The sequence below is a fragment of the Ditibartonella apihabitans genome (assembly GCF_002007485.1).
Lineage (GTDB): Bacteria > Pseudomonadota > Alphaproteobacteria > Rhizobiales > Rhizobiaceae > Bartonella > Bartonella apihabitans.
In genome coordinates this window covers 2,172,501-2,193,551 of the sequence record NZ_CP015820.1, presented here as the reverse complement: position 1 = coordinate 2,193,551, position 21,051 = coordinate 2,172,501, and the positions used below count along the sequence as shown (strand labels likewise).

General features: G+C 46.7%; 20 protein-coding genes (1 of these 20 cut by a window edge). 6 read left to right on the top strand and 14 right to left on the bottom strand.

Annotation, left to right across the window (positions count from 1 at the left end; all coding sequences use genetic code 11):
• Positions 1 to 78: 78 nt before the first annotated feature.
• Together BBC0178_RS09700 and alr are read right to left on the bottom strand one after the other, a co-directional pair.
• Entirely contained in the window at positions 79 to 1,335 is a 1,257-nt protein-coding gene (locus BBC0178_RS09700) for a D-amino acid dehydrogenase (RefSeq protein WP_078040024.1), read from the bottom strand.
• Positions 1,332 to 2,477 (bottom strand): alanine racemase, encoded by a 1,146-nt coding sequence (gene alr, locus BBC0178_RS09695; protein WP_078040023.1) that lies wholly within the window; start codon positions 2,475 to 2,477, stop codon positions 1,332 to 1,334. The genes BBC0178_RS09700 and alr overlap by 4 nt, the downstream gene beginning before the upstream one ends.
• A gap of 193 nt (positions 2,478 to 2,670) precedes the next feature.
• Here alr and BBC0178_RS09690 point away from each other — a divergent pair, with 193 nt between their 5' ends.
• Positions 2,671 to 3,120: an Lrp/AsnC family transcriptional regulator gene (locus BBC0178_RS09690; protein WP_078040022.1), complete on the top strand. Its 450-nt coding sequence runs from the start codon at positions 2,671 to 2,673 to the stop codon at positions 3,118 to 3,120.
• Positions 3,121 to 3,519: 399 nt separating this feature from the next.
• Here the strand turns inward: BBC0178_RS09690 and BBC0178_RS09680 are convergent, their stop codons facing one another.
• Entirely contained in the window at positions 3,520 to 4,680 is a 1,161-nt protein-coding gene (locus tag BBC0178_RS09680; RefSeq protein ID WP_077972712.1) for an alpha-hydroxy acid oxidase, read from the bottom strand.
• 195 nt (positions 4,681 to 4,875) lie between these two features.
• Positions 4,876 to 5,277, bottom strand: a complete 402-nt coding sequence (cueR, locus tag BBC0178_RS09675) for a Cu(I)-responsive transcriptional regulator (RefSeq protein ID WP_077972710.1) — start codon at positions 5,275 to 5,277, stop codon at positions 4,876 to 4,878.
• Positions 5,278 to 5,592: 315 nt separating this feature from the next.
• On the opposite strand from cueR, the gene BBC0178_RS09670 reads away from it, so the two are divergent.
• Positions 5,593 to 6,969: a nucleobase:cation symporter-2 family protein gene (locus BBC0178_RS09670; protein WP_078040020.1), complete on the top strand. Its 1,377-nt coding sequence runs from the start codon at positions 5,593 to 5,595 to the stop codon at positions 6,967 to 6,969.
• Between the two features lie 226 nt (positions 6,970 to 7,195).
• Here BBC0178_RS09670 and BBC0178_RS09665 read toward each other — a convergent pair whose 3' ends face one another.
• Both BBC0178_RS09665 and BBC0178_RS09660 read right to left on the bottom strand, forming a co-directional pair.
• A complete protein-coding gene (locus tag BBC0178_RS09665; RefSeq protein WP_078040019.1) occupies positions 7,196 to 7,483 on the bottom strand; it encodes a putative quinol monooxygenase in 288 nt (95 codons plus the stop codon).
• The gene (locus BBC0178_RS09660; RefSeq protein WP_078040018.1) at positions 7,480 to 8,946 is read right to left on the bottom strand and encodes a phosphomannomutase; all 1,467 of its coding nucleotides are present in this window, start codon (positions 8,944 to 8,946) and stop codon (positions 7,480 to 7,482) included. The genes BBC0178_RS09665 and BBC0178_RS09660 overlap by 4 nt, the downstream gene beginning before the upstream one ends.
• 247 nt (positions 8,947 to 9,193) lie before the next feature.
• Between BBC0178_RS09660 and BBC0178_RS09655 the strand changes: the two genes are divergently transcribed.
• A complete protein-coding gene (locus BBC0178_RS09655; RefSeq protein WP_075914997.1) occupies positions 9,194 to 10,024 on the top strand; it encodes a ferredoxin--NADP reductase in 831 nt (276 codons plus the stop codon).
• Positions 10,025 to 10,196: 172 nt separating this feature from the next.
• Here the strand turns inward: BBC0178_RS09655 and BBC0178_RS09650 are convergent, their stop codons facing one another.
• The gene (locus tag BBC0178_RS09650) at positions 10,197 to 10,835 is read right to left on the bottom strand and encodes a 2-dehydro-3-deoxy-phosphogluconate aldolase (protein WP_078040017.1); all 639 of its coding nucleotides are present in this window, start codon (positions 10,833 to 10,835) and stop codon (positions 10,197 to 10,199) included.
• A gap of 401 nt (positions 10,836 to 11,236) precedes the next feature.
• Between BBC0178_RS09650 and BBC0178_RS09645 the strand changes: the two genes are divergently transcribed.
• The gene (locus tag BBC0178_RS09645; RefSeq protein ID WP_078040016.1) at positions 11,237 to 11,911 is read left to right on the top strand and encodes a tellurite resistance TerB family protein; all 675 of its coding nucleotides are present in this window, start codon (positions 11,237 to 11,239) and stop codon (positions 11,909 to 11,911) included.
• Between the two features lie 61 nt (positions 11,912 to 11,972).
• Here the strand turns inward: BBC0178_RS09645 and BBC0178_RS09640 are convergent, their stop codons facing one another.
• Positions 11,973 to 12,902: a LysR family transcriptional regulator gene (locus BBC0178_RS09640; protein WP_078040449.1), complete on the bottom strand. Its 930-nt coding sequence runs from the start codon at positions 12,900 to 12,902 to the stop codon at positions 11,973 to 11,975.
• Positions 12,903 to 13,210: 308 nt separating this feature from the next.
• Here BBC0178_RS09640 and BBC0178_RS09635 point away from each other — a divergent pair, with 308 nt between their 5' ends.
• Positions 13,211 to 13,498 (top strand): hypothetical protein, encoded by a 288-nt coding sequence (locus BBC0178_RS09635; RefSeq protein WP_149867481.1) that lies wholly within the window; start codon positions 13,211 to 13,213, stop codon positions 13,496 to 13,498.
• A 100-nt stretch (positions 13,499 to 13,598) separates the two neighbouring features.
• Positions 13,599 to 14,732: a type III PLP-dependent enzyme gene (locus BBC0178_RS09630; protein ID WP_078040014.1), complete on the top strand. Its 1,134-nt coding sequence runs from the start codon at positions 13,599 to 13,601 to the stop codon at positions 14,730 to 14,732.
• A gap of 456 nt (positions 14,733 to 15,188) precedes the next feature.
• On the opposite strand, the gene BBC0178_RS09620 is transcribed toward BBC0178_RS09630, so the two are convergent.
• The 6 genes from BBC0178_RS09620 to BBC0178_RS09595 all read right to left on the bottom strand — a co-directional run.
• A complete protein-coding gene (locus tag BBC0178_RS09620) occupies positions 15,189 to 16,352 on the bottom strand; it encodes an iron-containing alcohol dehydrogenase (protein ID WP_078040012.1) in 1,164 nt (387 codons plus the stop codon).
• A 77-nt stretch (positions 16,353 to 16,429) separates the two neighbouring features.
• A complete protein-coding gene (locus BBC0178_RS09615) occupies positions 16,430 to 17,995 on the bottom strand; it encodes a DHA2 family efflux MFS transporter permease subunit (RefSeq protein ID WP_078040011.1) in 1,566 nt (521 codons plus the stop codon).
• Between the two features lie 7 nt (positions 17,996 to 18,002).
• A complete protein-coding gene (locus tag BBC0178_RS09610) occupies positions 18,003 to 19,109 on the bottom strand; it encodes an HlyD family secretion protein (RefSeq protein ID WP_078040010.1) in 1,107 nt (368 codons plus the stop codon).
• Positions 19,110 to 19,196: 87 nt separating this feature from the next.
• Positions 19,197 to 19,595 carry a Fur family transcriptional regulator gene (locus BBC0178_RS09605; RefSeq protein WP_078040009.1) on the bottom strand — a complete coding sequence of 133 codons (399 nt, stop codon included), beginning with the start codon at positions 19,593 to 19,595 and terminating at the stop codon, positions 19,197 to 19,199.
• Positions 19,585 to 20,394 (bottom strand): metal ABC transporter permease, encoded by an 810-nt coding sequence (locus BBC0178_RS09600; RefSeq protein ID WP_078040008.1) that lies wholly within the window; start codon positions 20,392 to 20,394, stop codon positions 19,585 to 19,587. Before BBC0178_RS09600 ends, BBC0178_RS09605 begins: the two co-directional genes overlap by 11 nt.
• A protein-coding gene (locus tag BBC0178_RS09595; RefSeq protein ID WP_078040007.1) for an ATP-binding cassette domain-containing protein crosses the window boundary here: on the bottom strand, positions 20,387 to 21,051 show its 3' portion. 124 nt of this gene lie beyond the right edge of the window; only the last 665 of its 789 coding nucleotides appear in the window; its start codon lies beyond the right edge, outside the window; its stop codon occupies positions 20,387 to 20,389. Before BBC0178_RS09595 ends, BBC0178_RS09600 begins: the two co-directional genes overlap by 8 nt.

Sequence of the window (21,051 nt, the reverse complement as noted above, 5' to 3'; positions counted from 1 at the left end):
GCCGCAACAGTTTCTTGTTTTAAAAGAAGACTGTTGCAGCGGATAAGCTTTTCAATTGTCTTTTAATTGCGCGAAAAATTATTGATACCGGCTGATGTCCAATCCTGTCGGGTCAATTTCCGGCTTTTTGCCGCTGATAATATCGGCAATCAGATGACCGCTTCCGGTCGACATTGTCCAACCCAAAGTACCATGTCCGGAATTAATAAACAGGTTTTCATATTTTGTTTTGCCGATAATGGGCACACTATCGGGCGTCACCGGCCGTAACCCTGACCAGAGCTGAGGCTTGAAATCTCTATCATAGGAGCCGGGAAACATCATTTCCAAAGCTTCTTGCAAAGTTTTCAAACGCGGTTCGCTGAGCTTTATTTCATAGCCTGAAACTTCTGCCATGCCGCCGACGCGGATACGGTTTCCCAGTCTTGTAACAGCAACTTTGTAAATATCGTCAATAACCGTGGAAACCGGCGCTTTCGCCTCATTGGTAATCGGCACGGTGATGGAATAGCCTTTTACCGGATAGATTGGCGCATGAAGTCCGAGATCGCGAATAAGAAAAGGCGTAAAAGACCCCATCGAAACAAGATAGGCATCAGCTTGCATCAAGCCGCGTGACGTTTCAACGCCGGTAATTTTACCGCCTTCGACATCAAGTTTGTTGATTACTGTATTATAGGAAAACTCAACCCCTTTATCAGCCGCGAGCTTTGCAAGTTTGGTTGTAAACATCTGGCAATCGCCGGTTTCATCTTCAGGGGTTTGCAATCCACCAACGATTTTATCTTTTAACGGTGCCAATCCGGGTTCGGCGGCAATGCAGCCGGCACTATCAAGCATCTTAAAGGCAATGCCATCGGCTTTGAGAACCTCGACATCCTTATTGGCCGCTTCAAGCTGGTGAGGATCGCGAAAAAGCTGGATTGTGCCTTGCATGCGTTCGTCGTAATGGATGGATGTTTCTTCGCGCAAGGCCTGAAGGCATTTGGCGGCATAGTCGGAGACGCGCACCATCAGGGCTTTGTTTTTCTTGTACCGGTTTTCATTGCAATTGATAAACATTGCAAAGAGCCACTTCATCTGGTCGAGGCTGAAAGTCGGGTGAATAATAAGTGGCGGATTGGCCTGCCGCATCATTTTCAATGCTTTGAGGGTGAGCCCCGGTTGTGCCCATGGGGTTGTATATCCGAACGAAACCTGACCTGCATTGGCAAAGCTTGTTTCCAATGCTGGCCCTTCTTCGCGATCAATGACCGTAACTTCATGGCCTGCTTTATTGAGATACCAGGCTGAAGTTACGCCAACGACACCACTTCCCAGAACAAGCACTTTCATTTTTTGTTTCCCTCGCGATTTTTTAAATAGATGCGCTCATAACGATGACTGAGAGATGTTAGAATTTCATAAGGTATCGTGCCGGCATCGCGTGCAACGTCGTCAAGCGATTGATGTTTGCCAATGAGTTCGACAAGATCGCCGGCTTTTGGTGCATTTTCACCAAGATGCGTTGTATCAAGTGTGATTGAATCCATTGAAACGCGGCCAACAATCGGCACACGCTCTCCTTTGAAAAAAACCGAACCTTTATTGCCGAGTGACCTTAGCCAACCATCGGCATAGCCCACCGATATTGTTGAAATTGTGCTTGGTCGTTCGGTTATAAATGTTCCGCCATAGCCGATAGCCGAACCAGCGGGAACATGGCGTGTCTGGATAACATGGGCATCAAGGCTCACAACCGGTTTGATTGCAGTCGGGCTTTTGCCGAGCGGGTCTACACCGTAAAGGGCAATTCCGGGGCGCACTATGTCGAAATGATACTCGGCCTTCAAGAAAATTCCGCCCGAAGCAGCAAGCGCAACTTTTGAAGCGGGAAGTTTCTCAAGTGCTTTCTTCATGGCTTCAAGCTGGGCAGGATTGGCAGGGCTATTTTCCTCGTCACTTTTGGCCAAATGGCTGATGACCAGTTTTATATCCGCGTCATTAAAAATCGACGGGTCGGCGATAAGGCGGTAAAGCTCGCTATGATCAAGCCCCAAGCGGCACATGCCGGTATCAATCTGGATGATTGCGGGAAAACGCTTTGCTGCACTCGTGCATAATTTTTGCCAGTCAAGAATAGCGTCCCAGGAATTCAGAACCGGAATGATTCCGGCTTCCGCCGTTATTTTTTCTGTTCCCGGTAAAATACCATTCAAAACTGCAATGGAAGCATCTGTCGGCAATTGATCTTTAAGCCGGAGTGCCTCGATAAGTTCTGCTACAAAGAAAAACCGGCATCCTGCTTCATAAAGTAGAGGCGCTATTTTTTTTGCACCAAGGCCATAGGAGTCAGCTTTGACAATGGCAGAACTTTGTGCCGGAGCAACCATTTTTTTAATGGTGTTATAATTTTCGACAATGGCATCAAGATTGATTGTGAGAATTGCCCCGTAGGCTGATGCCGGAATTTTATTGTTGTTTTGAATTTCACCCATTTCATTATTTCCCAGATAAATCCGGTTGCAAATCCGGATGCCTGTATTGTTTCCCCGTCATTGTTCCCGTGGCTTTTTGCCATTTTATTGTGCTTATCATATGTGAAGAGCATTCGAATGTTGTATCTATTTTTGAAATATTATAGATATTTATCGTTGAATATTGAGAGTAAATCCGTAAAATTGAAATATTATGCAAAACCTTGATGCAATAGATCGTAATATCATCCGCCTGTTGCGTCGTGACGGGCGCATGACCAATGCAAATCTTGCTGCCGAAGTCGGGCTTTCGCCCTCGGCATGTTTGAGGCGTGTAAAATTATTGGAAGAAAGCGGCGTTATTCGCGGGTTTACCGCCATATTGGGAAGTGTTGAAGGAGAAGACCGGCTTATTGCCATTATCCAGATTACACTTGAAAAACAAACGGAAGAATATTTGAACCGTTTCGAGGCGGCTGTGCGCCGCCATCCGGAAATCAAGGAATGTTATTTGATGACGGGGGACGCAGATTATTGGCTGCGCGCGGAAGCAGAAAATGCCGCCGCTTATGAAACCATTCACAAGGAAATATTATCACGTCTTCCCGGTGTTGCGCGCATCCACTCAAGCTTTTCCATCCGCTCTGTTTTGATGCAGCGGTGAGGGTGTCTCTGACATTTATTTATGTTCAACGGCCTTTGACAAATACCGGCCTTGGTTCGTTGAAGATCAGTATTGGTTGTCGCACCTTTTTTAAATACGTCAAAAACCGGCCTGTTTGTCCCGAATTGACCTTGTGGAACTTAGGCCAAACATCCGGCTATCAAGGTTTGCTTATGAAGGCATAAAAGCCTCGAATTGCTTCTTTAATTTATCATCCTGTTCAAAAAACCGGCGCAAAATATCATAAAAGAAGCTCTGCAATAGGGGCGCGATGTTTTATATCTTTTGAAATCGGCTTGTCTTCAACGCCGGTAGATCATCCGGTTTCAACAAAGCAGAAGCATTGAAAAAGCCGGGCAAAATGTCCGGCTTATCGAATAGTCCATTATATTGCTTTTCTTAAAGTTTCGGTTTCGACGGCCTGAAATCATAAAGGACATCATGGGTGAGGTCGGCAATTTTCTTCTTGCCGCAAAGTGCCATCGAAATATCAAGCTCGTTACGGATAATTTCCAAGGCTTTGGTGACACCGGGTTTGCCCAAAGCACCAAGCCCGTAGAGGAACGGACGGCCGATAAATGTGCCTTTGGCGCCAAGCGCCAAAGCCTTCAACACATCCTGACCGGAACGGATACCACCATCAACATGGATTTCTATCATATCTCCGACAGCATCAACAATTTCCGGCAAAACAGAAATGGTTGAAGGAGCACCGTCAAGCTGGCGGCCACCATGGTTTGAAACCAGAATGGCATCGGCACCGGTTTTGACAGCCATTTTGGCATCTTCTACATCAAGAATGCCTTTCAGGATAAGCTTGCCACCCCAAATTTTCTTGATCCATTCGACATCGTTCCAGTTGAGCTTCGGGTCGAATTGCGAGGCTGTCCACAAACTCAACGAAGACAAATCCGTTACGTTTTTGGCATGTCCCGCAATATTGCGGAATGTTCTTCTATTGGTCTGCAACATCTCCATGCACCATTTCGGGCATGTCATCATTTGCCAGAGATTTTTCAAAGTGAATTTTGGAGGGGCAGACAGGTTGTTGCGCAAATCTTTATGGCGCTGTCCTAAAATCTGCAAATCCAGCGTCAGAACCAATGCCCCGCATTTGGCTGCTTTTGCACGATTGATAAGGTCGGCGATAAAGTCGCGATCTTTCATCACATAAAGCTGGAACCAGAACGGTTTTTTGGTCACCGATGCGACATCTTCAATCGAGCAAATGCTCATTGTCGACAATGTGAAAGGCACGCCGAATTCTTCGGCAGCCTGCGCTGCCAACATTTCTCCATTGGCATGTTGCATGCCTGTCAAACCGGTGGGTGACAAAGCAACCGGCATAGATACTTTCTGGCCAATCATTTCGCTTTCAAGCGAACGATTGGTCATATCGACCAGAACACGCTGGCGCAGCTTTATTTTTTTGAAGTCTTCTTCATTGGCGCGATAAGTGCTTTCTGTCCATGCTCCGGAATCGGCATAGTCAAAAAACATCTTGGGTACGCGACGTTTGGCGAGTTTTTTAAGATCGTTGATCTCAAGTATTTTACGCATTTCAAATTCCGTTTATTCTTATTATCTCATGTGTAGTATTCTTCTGTCACAATAAAAAGTGTTTTCTTTAAAATCGCTAAATTGTGACAAACAAGCATGGTATTTTTTTAAGCTTCGCAAGATTTGCCGCGCTCAAAATAGCATGAAGAGATTTGCCAGAAGTGAACTTTTTAAAAAATATAACGGCAAGTTTCATCAGTGGCAATGACTGCACCCTGCAAGATCTTCCAGAATCGGGCAGTCCGGCCTGTCATCACCATGGCAGTGATGGACAAGGTGGTCGAGTGTATTAATCATCACCTGTAAAGAATCCATTTTTTCCTGCAAAGCCTTGATATGGGAAAGTGCGAGTTTTTTAACCTCGCTTGAAGCACGGCTATGATCTTTCCATAATCCGAGGAGAACGCGGATATCTTCGGAAGAAAAACCGAGCAGTCGCGAGCGGCGGATGAAGCGTAAAGTTTGAATATCTTCATCGGTATAAACGCGATAGCCGTTTTCACTCCGATGGGCTGGTGAAATAAGTCCGGTTTCCTCATAATGGCGGATCATTTTTGCACTAAGACCCGATTGTTTTGCTGCTTCACCAATATTCATTTTTCTCGTCCAATCCGGATTTTATAGAAACGGGTATCCGGTTTTTTGTTCAATGCCGTTATTGCATATAATTGTTGTTTTAAGGCCAACAAGATGTTTTCTTGCAAGAAGCGCCCGCTTAAATCTTGAGAGAGAATCGTCTCATCGCGGGATTGTTCTAAGAATTATATATTGAAATGGCCTTGCTTGCTGGTGGATAAATGCCGCTCACAGTCGAATAGACTTGACCTTTCTTTATCAATCCTCAACTAGAACGTTAACCTGAAAATTTCCCTTCAATTTTCACGCATCATGTTGTGCTGATGGAGAAAGCCGATGGAGAATTATAAAACGCATAAAAAATCGGGTGATCTCGTTTTCGAGATGAATGACCATCCGCATGCACCTGTCGCGTTTTTGGCCGCTCTCCAACATTTATTGGCAATTATTGTGCCGATCATTACGCCGGGATTTATCATTTGTAGTGCTGCCGGTGTATCACCGGAAGATACAGCCATGGTTTTATCCATGTCGCTTATCATTTCGGGCGTTGCGACCTTTGTACAGTGCAAAAAAATTGGCCCCTTCGGTGCCGGTTTATTGATTGTGCAAGGAACCAGTTTCAATTTTGTCGGGCCGCTTTCGGCCGGTTCTGCGGCCATGGTTGCAAGCGGTATTCCGGCAAACGAGGTCATGTCGGCGGTCTTCGGTGTGGTGATTGCCGGTTCTTTTATCGAAATGTCGGTTTCGCGCATTCTCCCCTTTATCAGCCGTATGATTACGCCGCTTGTCACCGGTATTGTGGTTTTATTGATTGGCCTTACGCTTATTAAAGAGGGGCTTATCAGTATGGGAGGCGGTTATGCATCACTGGGCGAGAAGGGAAGTTTTGCCAGTTTACAAAATCTCGCTTTGTCATGCACCGTCTTTGCGCTTATCATTCTTTTAAACCGTGTGACGATTACGTGGGTGCGCTCCAGTGCCATTATTCTTGCCCTTGCTGTCGGCTATGCCATGGCGGGCTTTATGGGCAGGCTCGATTTTTCCGGTTTTGAACATTCCGCACTTTTTGCTTTGCCAAGGCCGCTCCATTTCGGACTGTCTTTTTCGTGGTCGCTCTTTATTCCGCTCATCATGATCTATCTTGTCACCTCTCTTGAAGCGGTTGGCGACATTACAGCAACAAGCAAAATTTCAAGCGAACCTGTTTCGGGGCCATTATGGATGAAGAGGATAAAGGGCGGTGTACTTGTCAATGGCGCCAATTCGCTTCTTGCCGGTTTCTTTAATACATTTCCAAGTTCGGTCTTTGCGCAAAATAACGGTATTATCCAGTTGACCGGCGTTGCAAGCCGCTATGTCGGCTTGTGGATTGCTGCTATTCTTGTTGTTCTTGGTCTTTTTCCGAAAATTGCCGCCCTCATACAAGCAATGCCGGAACCGGTTCTTGGCGGTGCTGCCATGATCATGTTCGGCTCGGTTGCAGCCTCCGGAATCAATATCCTTTCGTCAATCAAGCTCGACCGGCGTGCGCTTCTCATCATTGCAATTGCCTTGAGCGTTGGTGTCGGTGTGCCGCAAGTACCGGCTTTTGTGAGCCATCTTCCGGCGTTTATGGCCGATATTATGAAATCCGGCCTTGCTGCCGGTGGTATTACGGCAATTATCCTCAATCTGCTTTTGCCCGAACAGCAACAGGTCGACGATGAATAGACTTTTCTTTCAATAAACCGGCACATGAAAAGATGATTTGAAAACGAGAATAATTTTGAAGCGACAATAATTTCCGCCGCTCAATATCTGCGTAAACTCATGAAATAATCATTCCTGATGCGCGTCGCATGTGCGGCATAAATCAAAGCTCGGGAACAAAGAAAAAGCAGCATAAGCACGAGATTTGCAAATGCTGCTTTTGTCTTTGAAAAAGTTAGTTTGATCGTCACAGCTTCTGGGTCATGACGGTAACGAGCGCTTCCTTATAGCTCATCGTAGTCAATTCATCGATAATGCGGACAAAATGTTCGGTTTTGCTATGCGCATCAAGGGCGTTTTTGTCTTTCCATGTTTCAATGAAAACCATGTGACCGGTATCGCCTTGAACTTCAAACAGTTCGTAGGAAATACAGCCCTTTTCCTTACGGGATTTTTCGACGAGTTCTTTGAACAGACTTTCCGTCTTTTCAACAAATTCGGGCTTGATATAGAAATGTGCAATAACCTTTATCATGATGCTTTCTCCAAGGTTCGAGCAATGTTTTCAAGCCCCCATTCGAGAAGCTTGTCGGCCTGTTTTTGCGAGGCCGCTTCGCTGTAACACCGCAATTCCGGCGCGTTGCCGGAAAGGCGGAAATGCACAATATCACCATTGTCCATAATGACACGTAAACCGTCTATCATATCCCAATGTTCGATGTTACCGAGCGGATGGAAAAAATGTATGCGTGTTGCCGCATCTTCAAGATCATGCAGAATTTCTTTGGCTTTTTCCGTGTCGATATTGGAAAGACGGTTGCTGGCAGTAAAACGCATGGGAAGTCCGCTCAAAAGTGCCTGCACAGAAGAGCCGCGCAATTGTGCAAATCCCAACAAAGCGAGAATAGGCAGCATTGCATCGCGTGTTGCCAATTTCTTCAATTCGCAAGTTTCGCTTGAAATATCGCTTCCCAGTAGAACGCCGCCATTGGCTTCGAAACCGACGATCGTATGATAGCCGTCGCTTAACGCCTGTTTCATGCCTGCAATGACATAGGGCGAGCCGACAGACGTGCGGTAGACATGTTCGAAAAAATGGCTTGTCTCGACTGCCGAGGTGGAGGTGACAGGGGTGACCACAGCATCGGCAAAAAGATATTTCGCGGTGAGCATTCCGACCACATCACCTTTAAGAAATATTCCGTCAGAACCGGCAATTAACGGCCGGTCTGCGTCACCATCGGTCGACACCAGTGCGTCAAGCCCGTATTGGCGCACCGCATCAAGAGCAAGCTTGCGGTCGAAATCACGTAATGCTTCGGTATCGACAGGAACAAAATGGTCAGCCCGACCGATTGCGACAGTTTTCGCGCCGAGAGCTGATAAAACTTCAACGAGAAAATCGCGCACAATGGAACTGTGCTGATAGACGCCGATTTTCATATCCTGAAGTGCCGATTTCGGCAAAATGGAAAGGCAGCGTTTCCGGTAAAGTTCGAGAACATCCGGAACGACAGGAGGGGATTGATAGTTTTCGGCAAGGTGATAGGGCGTGTCATTTCTTGAAAGTCCGCCTTTACCGCCCTTACCGGATTTATCAAGTTCGCCGACAATAGCACGCTCGTCTTGCTTGGTTATTTCTCCATCGGGACGGTAAAATTTTAGCCCGTTGCGGTCATCGGGAATGTGGCTTCCTGTAACCATAATTGCCGGATAGCGAAAGTTGAGTGAATAAAGCGCAAGGGCAGGGGTTGGCACTTCACCGGCATTGATAACAGAATAGCCCTGATCTTCGATTGTTTTTATGACAACGTTTTTGATATGCGGGCTTGACGAGCGCAGATCATAGCCGACAACAACACTTGTATCTTTGTTGATCTTGCCGATTTTTTCCAAATGTCGCAAAAACGCGCGTGTGTAGCGCATGATAATATCATCGGTTAAATCGCTCACCAGACCGCGCAAGCCGCTTGTTCCGAATTTGAGTTGTTCTGTCATGATGTGGTTTTGTTCCCGAACGGCCTTCCGATTTTCTATATGTGGTCACAATAGCCGTTTTGTCTATCGGCTTTGAAGCAATTATTTTGCATAAACAATAGACTATCTACAACTGTCATTTGACGAAAACAAATTTGTTATTATAAAGAAACTTCGCTTTATGATGTTGGCAGATCAACCGTTTGGCATTATATCATGCCTGAATTTGTCAAGTTTATCTGCTAAAGTTTATTAAGGAAGAATTCCGATGACTACGCCTGTCGACAATGCAGCCTCGAACGCGACTGCCACGCCGTCTTCATTTCCGATACCGGCAAATGTTTTTGCTTTAACTGTGCAGGATGTCAAACATTATACCGATAGGCTTTTCCGTTTCCGCCTGAACCGGCCGGACAGTTTCCGTTTCCGGTCGGGCGAGTTTGTGATGATCGGCTTACCCAATGCCGAAAAGCCGGTTTTCCGTGCCTATTCCATTGCAAGTCCGTTCTGGAGCGAACAATTGGAGTTTTTCTCCATCAAGGTTCCGAATGGCCCTTTGACCGAGCATTTGCAAAAAATCAAAGTGGGCGACACTGTGCTGATGCGCAAAAAAGCCACCGGCACTCTGGTGCTTGATGCGCTTTTACCGGGTAAACGGCTTTATCTCTTCTCTACAGGAACAGGTGTTGCACCTTTTGCAAGCCTTATTCGTGATCCGGAAACTTATGAAAAATTCGAAGAAGTTATTCTTATCCAGACAACACGGCTTGTTGCAGAGCTCGACTATGCGCGCGAACTTGTTGCGGACTTAAGAAATGATCCTCTCATTGGCGAATTTTCCAGCCAGTTGAAATTCTACCCCATGACCACACGCGAGCAATCCGAGCATATGGGGCGAATTACCGACACAATGCGCAGTGGCGAGTTTTTCAAGCGTACCGGTTTGAAAAAGCTTGATCCGGAAACCGATCGCGCGATGATTTGCGGCTCAATGGCAATGCTGAAAGATTGTGCTGCTATGTGTCGTGAATTCGGCCTTGTTGAAGGTGCAAATAACGCCCCCGCTACCTATGTGGTTGAACGGGCTTTTGTCGATTGATAAAAGAGTAAAACTGTTTTTGGACAGGCTCGAAGGCTCGAAGGCTCGAAGGCTCGAAGGCTCGAAGGCTTTTCGTTATTGGCAATTCCGGTTGGTTTTGGCAGGATTGTTTAATTTTTTGCCAAGCTCTTATATTTCAAGGAGCTTGGCCGGTTGTTTTCCTACCGGTTTTTCAGGCAGCCAGCTTTGATGCGTTCTTTGCAAGTTCGGTAATGGCTTTAAAATCACCGGCATCAATCAGTTTTTTCGGTGCCACCCACGAGCCGCCAATACAAACGACATTGGGCAATTTAAGCCAATCGGCGGCGTTATTTTGAGAAATACCGCCTGTCGGGCAAAATTTGACCTCGGCAAAAGGGGAAGCAAGTGATTTGACAAAATCAATGCCGCCGGCTGCCGTTGCAGGGAAAAATTTCAAACATTGGTAGCCTTCTTCGAGTGCGCCCATCAATTCGCTTGGTGTCACTGCTCCGGGAAGAAGCGGAATATCGCTATCCTCGGCGGCGTCGATAAGTTCACCGGTCAAGCCGGGGCTCACAATAAATTTTGCCCCCGCACTTTCGGCCGATGCATATTGATCGCCGTTCAAAATTGTACCGGCTCCGACAATGGCATCAGGCACATCTTCCGAAACTGCATGAATGGCATCTAGCGCTGCGGGGGTACGCAATGTGATTTCGATCGCTTTCAGCCCCCCTTCGACAAGGGCGCGTGCAACCGGCACTGCATCTCCCAGTCGTTCAATAACAAGAACCGGAATAACACTTTGTCCAAGCAGAATAGGTAAAAGACGTTCGGTCTTCTGAGACATTGTCGTTCTCCAAAAAGCTTTTTTTATTCTTATAAGCGTAAGCCAAGCTTTAGAAAAGAGTGTTCGGACAAGTTTCCTGTCGGCTTTGTCAAAAATACTTAAAGTTGAAGTGATACCGGAGTTTCAAGCGATAAGGCTTGAACAACGTAAATTACGATAAACGCATAAGAAGAACGGATTGAACGACTCTTTTCCTGAAAAGTAGGACAAGTGCCAATATATCAGCTTTCTGCAAAAGGCCATTTATTCTGAAGCCTCAATATAAAATATCACAGTTCTCTTAAAACGGGGGCTCAGAAATTGTCGGCACCGGTTTTCTCTTGCGTGATGCTTGTAATGGAGGGACAGGGCGCTATCTATTTTTTTCAAAGAAGCGGGAATTTCACAAAACGGAGACGACGATGATTGACCCTAAACAGATTTTTAAAGATTTGCTGAACCCCGACAATTCCGCTTCCCCCAATAATACCACTTCCAAAAATAGTACAAACAAACCGGCTTCCTCGACACCATCTTCGACCTTTTCGGTCGTTGATCTCATAGGCGGATTTTTTGGTGGCAACGAAAAAGGCAATATTCTTGAAGGTTTGATAAAAGGTGGCGGCTTGGCAGCAATTGCCAGTGTTGCCTTCGATGCATTGAAAAACTTCGAAAAACACGACGAAAATGCCAATTCCAAAGTGGATATGACAGAAATCGGTCAAACCGGTGCCGACCATAATGGCGATTTTGCCCTGACATTGGTTCGGGCAATGATAACGGCAGCCAAAGCCGACGGTCATGTCGATGATAAAGAGCGCGCGCTGATACAAAACAAGATTGCAAGTTCGGGAATTGACCAGAAAACGGCTTCCTTTTTGATGGATGAATTGAACAAGCCGGTTGATCTCGACAATCTCGTCAGCAATGTGAATACAGACGAACAAAAGACCGAACTTTATGTGGCCTCCCGCATGACACTTGATCCGGAAAAGCCTGATAATCGCCAATATCTTGATAATCTTATGGCTAAACTCGGACTTCCAAAAGATCTTGAACAACATATCGAACAGGCGATTGTAAGCTTTTTACGCTAGTTTTTTTGTCCTTTTCATTGTCGGTTGCAGCGAGCAGAAAACTTTCAAGGAAGGGCGTGTTTTACAAGTTGGAAGCGCCGGTTTTTGTTTTTCCTTTTTGTTCATAGGTTTTGAACCATTCGACCAGATAGTCGATGAACATGCGCACTTTTGCCGGTAAGTAGCGCTTTTGCGGATAGACAATGTAAAGGCCTGCGCCGTCTGTCATAAAATCATCAAGAACAGTTTTGATAAGGCCGTTCCGCAACTCTTCTTCGGCTATAAAACGCGGAATTTTGGCAAAGCCTATACCGGCAATGGCGGCCCGCTTTGTAATGACCGGACCGTTTGCCGCCATGCGTCCGGCAATAGCAACAGAAAAAGGGCTTCCGTCACGATCTTTGAATAACCAACGGTCTGAATTGAGGTTGTTTCTGTCGACAAGGCAGGGAAGCGATTTCAAATTGCGTGGTGTTTCCGGAACAAAAGTGTTTTCCAGAAGTTTGGGAGAGGCGACGACAACCGAACGGATATCCATGAGTTTTCGTTGAATGAGGGAGGAGTCCTGCATGTCGGTAATGCGGATTGCGAGATCAAAACCTTCATTGACCAAATCGACGAACCGGTCATCAAGGCTGATATCAAGGTGGATCTCCGGATAAGCTGACAGAAAATCGATGAGTGATTGACCGATCGGGGCATCGGCAAAGGTGCGCGATGTACCAATTTTTATGCGCCCGCGTCGGGTCTTGCTGGAATCGGTAATTGTGTCATTGAGATCGTCAAGTTCCTTGATAATCTCCAAAGCACGAAGATAATAAGCATGGCCCGCTTCTGTTAAAGATAATTGGCGGGTTGTCCGGTTCAAAAGGACCGCGCCCAATTCGTCTTCAAGTTCATGAACATGTTTTGAAAGGAGCGCTTTCGATTTGTGTGTCTTGCGCGCAGCGGCTGAAAAACCGCCGGCTTCGACCACTTCTATAAAACCCCGTATTCTCGTTAATAGTCCCAAGAGTTTTACCCCTTCCCGAAACGATGTGCCCGAAAGCTGTTTTCTTTTTAAAAAAACTTGCAGGCTCACTTTCAATAGCAGAAACATTTGTCTTTTGAAAATGGCTGGTTTTCCGGAAGAAAAACTTCTGTTTTTCGTCATTGGCGCTACCGGTTTTTTTATTGCAAACAACACCATGTTCAATATTGCAACGGGCTTAAATAAAATTGCGCGAAAGGCCAAAAAAAATATTGAAAGGTGAGTCCATTGCGCTTATATGCATCTTTGCCCAAAGTCGCACGTGCCTGTGGGTGTCCGCCGGTCCTCGAATGGTGAGAAAAACCGGTACGGTACCTGGACCTAACCGCTCCAGTCATTCTTACGGCCAACCGGAAGAATGGGGACATCTTGAAGCAACGACGGTGCGGGCCTTTCTGGTGTCTTTCGGCTGTCCAAAAGTCGAAATTACTGAAGAGGCACACCTCATTGCCTTCCGTGCGGATGCGGTTTTCGTTATTCCAATCAAAAGGCAGACAAAGCGGAGCAATGCGTTAGCGCGCTGTTCCATCGCCGCAAGTTTTATGGAGTTTTTTCCGGTACCTCCAATAACCGGTTGAAACGAATATAGGCCTTGCACTTTGTCCATGGGCTGATCGTGACTTATGTCACGAGAAGCAAGATTTGGGGAACCCGAAAGGTTTCCTAAGGAGAACCGAAATGGCAACTCAACGTATTCGTGATTTCCTCGCAACACGACGCCCTGAAGGCCCGTGCATGATTCTGGATCTTGATGTGGTGCGTGAAAACTATGAAGGCTTTGTCAAAGCACTTCCCCAATCACGCATTTTTTATGCAGTAAAAGCCAATCCGGCACCGGAAATACTACGTTTGTTGGTGTCGCTTGGTTCGTCTTTCGATACAGCCACTGTCGCCGAAATCGAAATGGTGCTAGATGCCGGTGCAACACCGGATCGTATTTCTTTCGGCAACACCATCAAGAAAGAGCGCGATATTGCCCGCGCTTATGAATTGGGTGTTTCACTTTATGCAGTCGACTGTGTCGAAGAAGTTGAAAAAGTTGCCCGTGCTGCTCCCGGTGCGCGTGTTTTCTGTCGCGTTTTGACAGATGGTGAAGGTGCCGAATGGCCGCTTTCACGCAAATTCGGTTGTGTTCCGGAAATGGCTGTTTCGGTTTTGCGCCGTGCCCACGAATTGGGATTGCAAGCTTATGGCGTTTCTTTCCATGTCGGTTCACAGCAGACAAATCTGAAAGCTTGGGATCGTGCTTTGTCAGATGCTTCCAAAGTTTTCAGAACACTGGCCAAGGAAGGCATTGTATTGAAACTTGTCAATATGGGCGGTGGTTTCCCGACACGCTATTTGAAAGACGTACCTTCGGCACAGGCTTATGGCTTGGCAATTTTTGATAGCCTTTCAAAACATTTCGGCAATCGTATTCCTGAAACAATCATCGAACCGGGTCGCGGTATGGTCGGCAATGCCGGTGTTATCCGCTCGGAAGTTGTGCTGGTTTCCAAAAAATCGGAAAACGACAAATTGCGTTGGGTTTATCTTGATGTCGGTAAATTCAACGGCCTTGCAGAGACAATGGATGAGGCTATCCGCTATCCGATTGAAACAGCCAAGGATAGTGACGAAAAGGTACCTTGTGTGCTTGCCGGTCCAACCTGTGATTCCGCCGATGTCATGTATGAAAAAACACCTTATCCTTTGCCGATTTCACTCACTGTCGGTGATGAAATCCTGATTGAAGGAACTGGTGCTTATACGACAACCTATGCTTCTGTAGCTTTTAACGGTTTCGAGCCGATCCGGTCTTATGTCATCTGATAGGTCAAAACCCGATATAAGCAGCAATTTGCGCCCGTAGTTTTCTGCGGGCGTTTTTTTGTCATTCGGCTTTAATCCTGTTCATGTATAATATTTGAAATTAGGATGTCATTTATGGAGAAAAGATCTTGATGATTATCATCAAGCGACGGACGACAAACTTTTTCAACCTTTTTTAAAAATCGAAAAATGCCCTGCTATTTTCTTGTTCATCCGGTTTTTAACGTTGAATAAGGTTCCGGAGCAGGACTTCAGACTGACTGGCCGAAAAGCGATAATAGTCGTGCTAGAGGATGATAGTTTTTGAGGGGCAGGCAATCATTGTGAAGTTGCACCATGTTGCGCTATTTTTTTAATGACGGATTTTCTTGTGTGCACATATGGGCCAAGTAAAAAGTCACAAATCCAATAAGAATTTTCTTATTCAAGTTCCGATTGCGGGGAAAAGCGGATTATCTATTTTTTGCGATTCATTTTTCCGGCAATTGCCGCATTCAAAATGGCAAGCGCGGTTTTTTTGGTGAGTCGAACAGCAGTTTCGTCGGAACCTTGGTCTTCGACGGCGACGCTTTCAATCAAGGCTTTGTCTTTTGCCTTGATTTTCTGGTCTTTTGTCAGGCCTGCCAATTTTGTCGGGACATTGGCTGATTTTTGTAAATTCAACAAATGGCGGATAAAGCCGTTAAAACCACCTTTTATATTAAGGCGTTCGGCAAGTGTCGCAATTCTATTTCCAATGGCTGACTGGTTATAGGCCATGACATAGGGCAAAAGCACACCTGCAGTCATGCCGAAATGGGTCTGATAACGGTTCCCTATCGACCGCGCGAGAGCACTGGTAATTTTTAAGCCTTTTTTTGCTGCAAGCGCACCTGTGAGCGAGGCCGACAAAAGGGCAATTTGCGCTTCATTATTTGAAGGGTCGCTTACGGCTTTCGGCAAATGATTAAAGATCAGACGGACTGTTTCGAGCGCCAGAGCATCCGAAACAGGATTGAATGTCGGGATGCACCAGTTATCAATCGCATTGGTAAGCGCATTCATGCCGGCGCCGGAAATGAAGCTTGCAGGCGCAGTTCCTGTCAAAACCGGATCGGCAACAACAAATGTCGGTGTTAAGCGTTTGTCATAAAACGTAAAACCGGTATTCTTTGCATTATCAATCAAATAGGCATTATCACTGATTTCGGCTCCGCTTCCGGCAAGTGTTGGCAGTGCGATCAGCGGTGGAAGTGCTGTGTAAATGGAGGGAACTTCAAGTGTTTTGACATTGGCACCTTGAGCACAAAACAGGCGGGTCATTTTGGCAAGATCCATTGTTGCGCCGCCGCCAAAGGCGAGGATTGCATTAAAACCGCCACTCAAATAAAGACGCACGGTCAATTCCAATGTTTCACGGGATGCTGTCCCATCAAGCGAAGAAAAAACACCGAATGGCAATTTCAGTTTATCGATCCGTTTGAGCAGTTTTTTTAAAGCTGGTGATTGGCTAAGGCCACGATCTGTCAAAACCATTATGGCTTCGACACCGGTTTTCTCGAAAACAGTGCCAAGTGCCGCAAGGCTTTTGGGCGCTAGCAGAATATCGGTTGGAAATGTCCATTCAGCGGTAATTGTCATAAATTATATTTACGCGAGAAGAATAAAAAAAGCAAAACTCTAGATCGGGTTTTGCTTTTTTTCCAATGTTTCCTGCGTTAATGGCCGCCGACTGCGCCACTTGACGTCTTCGGCTTTTTCACAGCAAAGACCAGAAGTGTCAAAATTGCGAAGAGGAGGGTCAGAATAAAGAAGGCGTCAATAAAAGCCATAACGGTCGCTTGCTGGCGAACAATATTATAAAGCTGCATCAAAGCCGAATCTTTAGGGTTCAAGCCTGCCATATCAAGTCGGCTCGCCAAAGAGTTCAACAGGTTGACTGCCTGCCGGTTTCCCCATTGCACACTTTCGGATAGTCGCTCATAGTGAAAATCGGTGCGCCGCATGATAATGGTGTTGATGATTGCAAGTCCCACCGCACCACCGAGATTACGGGTGAGGTTGAAAAGGCCGGATGCGTTTTTAAGTTTTTCGGCTGAAAGTGTGCCAAGCGCGATATTATTGATCGGCACCATACATAAAATGAGCGAGCCGCCGCGCAAAATTTGCGGCCAGAACAGTTCCCAGAAATCCCAGTCGGCCGTCATTCCGGTCACAAGCCATGTGCCCCAGCCAAAACCGGCAAATCCAAGCCCCATCATTAAACGCGGGTCAAGCTTGGTCGAAAGAAAACCGGCAAGGGGAGCGGAAAAAAACATCATCAAACCGGAAACGAACATCGTTTCCCCGATCATCAAGGCGTCATAGCCGCGAATTTCGCCAAGATAGAGCGGATAAAGATAGGTAAGCCCGTAAAGCCCGATACCCATAACGAAAGAAAAGATCGAGCCAAGTGCAAAATTCAGATTTACAAAGGCTTTGAGATCGACAATCGGGTTTTTCGCTGTCAGGACACGCCAGAAAAACAGAACGGCAGAAACACCCATAACAATTGTAAAACGGAAGATCATTTCGTCTTCCATCCAGTCATTGCGCGGACCTTCTTCAAGCACATATTCAAGGGAGCCGAGAAAGGTCGCCATGGTAATCAGACCGAACCAGTCGAAGGATTGGAAAAGCGAGCTATCACCTTTATCAAAATCGATGAGCTTCCATGAGGCAATGGTTACGAGAATACCGAAGGGCACATTGACAAGAAACAGCCAATGCCAGGAAAAAGCATGGCTCAGATAACCGCCAACTGTCGGGCCAATTGTGGGGGCAAGCGTTGCCACCAACCCGATAATGGGAGAAACAATCGGCTGTTTTGAAGGCGGGAAAATGGTAAAGGCTGCCGCGAACACGCTCGGAATCATGCCGCCACCGATAAAGCCCTGAAGAGCACGGTAGGCAATCATCTGTTCGATAGAGCTTGCTGTTGCACAAAGGGCAGAAGCAATGGTGAAACCGGCGGCCGAAATTGTAAAAAGCACACGCGTTGATAACAACCGACCCAAAAATCCCGATAGCGGGATCATGATAACCTCGGCAATGAGATAGGATGTCTGCACCCAGGCTATTTCATCCGAGCTTGCCGAAAGTCCTGCCTGAATTTCCGACAAGGAGGCAGAAACAATCTGGATGTCGAGAATTGCCATGAACATACCGAAAACCATGGCCACGAAGGCCACGATTTTTTTCGGTTCAATATGCTCTTCCATGTGGGGGAGACTGGCAGCGGTCATCAAAACCTCACTTTGTCGCCAATGATTTTGCACCTTCCGGTTTTGTGCGCATGTCGACACTGACAACCACACTCATGCCGGCACGAATGCGCCCAGTTGCCAGAATATTTTCAGGTATCGAAATTCTGACCGGAACACGCTGGACAATTTTGGTAAAATTTCCAGTGGCATTTTGTGGTGGCAAAAGTGAAAAAACAGCGCCCGATGCAGGCGACAGTGAAACAACCGTGCCTTCAAAGCTTTCACCATCAAGCCCGTCGACAGAGATGCGCACTTTTTCACCGCCATAGATCGAAGGAAGCTGGGTTTCTTTATAATTGGCGTCAATATAAAGCGCATTGACAGGAACCAGTGCAGCCAAACGCTGTCCATTGACAACATAGTCACCTTTTTTACCGGCGAGATTTCCCAAAACACCGTCAAAAGGCGCGCGCAAAACGGTAAAATCAAGGTCGCGACGGGCTTTGTCGCGTGCGAGTTCAAGGCTTCTTGTTTCGCTTACCGCCTCGTCATGTTGCGCTTCGAGAACCGTGATATTGGCAGCCGCCGCAGCAATTTGCGCATTGGCGCGCGTAACATTGGCAATGGCCTGATCATATGCCGACTGGGCATTATCGACAGCCGATTTTGCAACGAAACTTCCGACATTCAGTTCTTTTGCACGTTTTAACGTAATATCAGCATTGACGGCCACCGCATTGGCCGCGTCTTTTTGTGCATTGGCTTCGTCAAGCGAGGTTTTGGAAGCGGCAATCTGCGCTTCGATACGCGCGAGTGTGCGGCTTTGTGTTTGAAGTTTTGCTTCTGCTTCGTCATAAGCGATTTTATAATCGCCATCATCAAGACGAAACAGCACGTCACCTTTTTTGACATAATGGTTGGTTTCAACCGGAATGTCATTGATATAGCCGTTAACTTTGGGGGCAATCGAAGCAATATCACCCTGAACATAGGCGTCATCTGTTGTGACAAGGAAACGCCATTCGGTAAGCCACTTAAACCCCAGCCACAAAACGACGATAGCAACGATAATGGCGATAACGATGGCAATTTTCTTGTGCGGACGTTGTTTGGTCGGCAATGTCTTAGGCGTGCTGTTCGAGAATTCTGGCATGGTACAAATTTCCAGATCTGATGAAGGAATGCGGTGTTTATCCAAAACGGTTAAGACCGTCAATCAAATGGATGAAGCGGAAACGCATTACCCCCGTTTGAGGTTGCACTCGGTGCATAATCCCTGAATTTCTATGGTTGTTGTACGGGGAGAAAAGCCTTCTTTTTGTGTCATTTTTAGAATGTCACCCGCAAGAATCGGATTTTCGATCTCGGTTACCCGATTACACTGTTCACAGATGATAAAAACCGTAAGTCCGTGTTTTTGATGGTCAGGGTGCGAGCAGGCCATAAAGGCATTGACACTTTCAAGTTTGTGAACCCGTTTTTCCGAAACGAGTTTTTGAAGTGCCCGATAGACTTGTAAAGGTGCGCGAAAGCCTTCGCCACGTAGCCGGTCGAGTATCGTATAGGCACTTAATGGAACCCGCTCTTTTTCCAGAACCGAAAGCACCAGCGTCTGGTTGCGGGTGAGCTTACCGGTCATGGGAAAATTCCCTGATTAAAGCGGTAATGAGGCGACTTCCAATGAACAGGATAAACAGTGCAACAACAACACTCGGCCCTGAACGGCTGTCAAACCTGATTGAGGCGTAAAGCCCGAGAACCGTTCCGACAATACCGATCAAAGAGGCAAGAATGGCCATTTGTTCAGGGGTTGATGAGAAACGACGGGCGGTCGCTGCAGGAATAATGAGGAGTGCGGTTATCAAAAGTATGCCGATAATGTTGATGGCAACGGCAATGACAATGGCCATAAGCAGCATGAAGATGAAGCGGGCGCGTTCCGGCTTCATATTTTCAGCCTTTGCCATGTCGATATTGATCGTCAGTGCCAGAAGCGGCCGCCATAAAAGACAAAGTACAATGAGAATGACCGCGCATCCGACCCATACCGTCAACACATCTGTGCGGGATACGGCCAGAATATCCCCGAACAAATAGCTATTGATGTCAATATTGGTCCAGGTCATAAATCCGATCAGGATAAGACCGATAGCAAGCGTTGCATGGGCAAGAATCCCCAAAAGCGAATCGCCTGAAAGTTTTTCCTTAGCCTGAAGAACAAAGAGTGCAATCGAAACAATGACAGCAACAAGAAAAACACCAAGCACCGTATCAATATTGAAAAGCAAGGCAAAAGCCACACCGAGCAAAGCCGAATGGGCCATGGTGTCGCCAAAATAGGCGAGCTTCTGCCAGACAATAAAACAGCCGAGTGGGCCTGCCATCAATGCCACGCCGATTCCTGCCAAAAATGCTCTTACAAGATAGTCGTCAACCATTGTCGTTGGCTCCGATATTTCTTGTCGGCTTGTTGTCCGAAGTGCTGATAACAGCACCATGAATATTGTGCCGGTGGTTATGATGATGCTCATAAAGTGCTAGACCGTTTTCCGGTATAGCGCCGATCAGACGCCCGTAAGCTTCGCTTTGGGCAACCTCGGTCGGTGCACCGCTGCAACAGATATGACCGTTCAAACAAATCACCCGATCGGTCGCAGCCATGACAATATGGAGATCATGGGAAATAAGGAGAATGCCGCAATCAAGTTTGGTACGCAGGCTCGCAATTAACCCGTAAAGTTCGGTTTCTCCATTGTAGTCGACACCTTGCAAAGGTTCGTCGAGAACGAGAAGATCAGGCTTTCTGGCAATCGATCGTGCAAGAAGCACACGTTGCAATTCCCCACCCGACAGATCGGCAACATTGGCATTGATCAAATCGTCAACGCCGGTTTCGGACAAGACCGATTTTAACCCGTTGGCATCAAGCCTGGCTGTCAATGTCATGAAACGGCGCACAGTCAGTGGTAGAGAGGGGTCGATCACCAATCTTTGCGGCACATAGCCAATGCGCAAGCCGGCTTTTCTGCTCACAGTGCCCGCGGATGGTTTTAAAATCCCCAGTGCCATTTTCGCAGTGGTTGATTTTCCCGAAC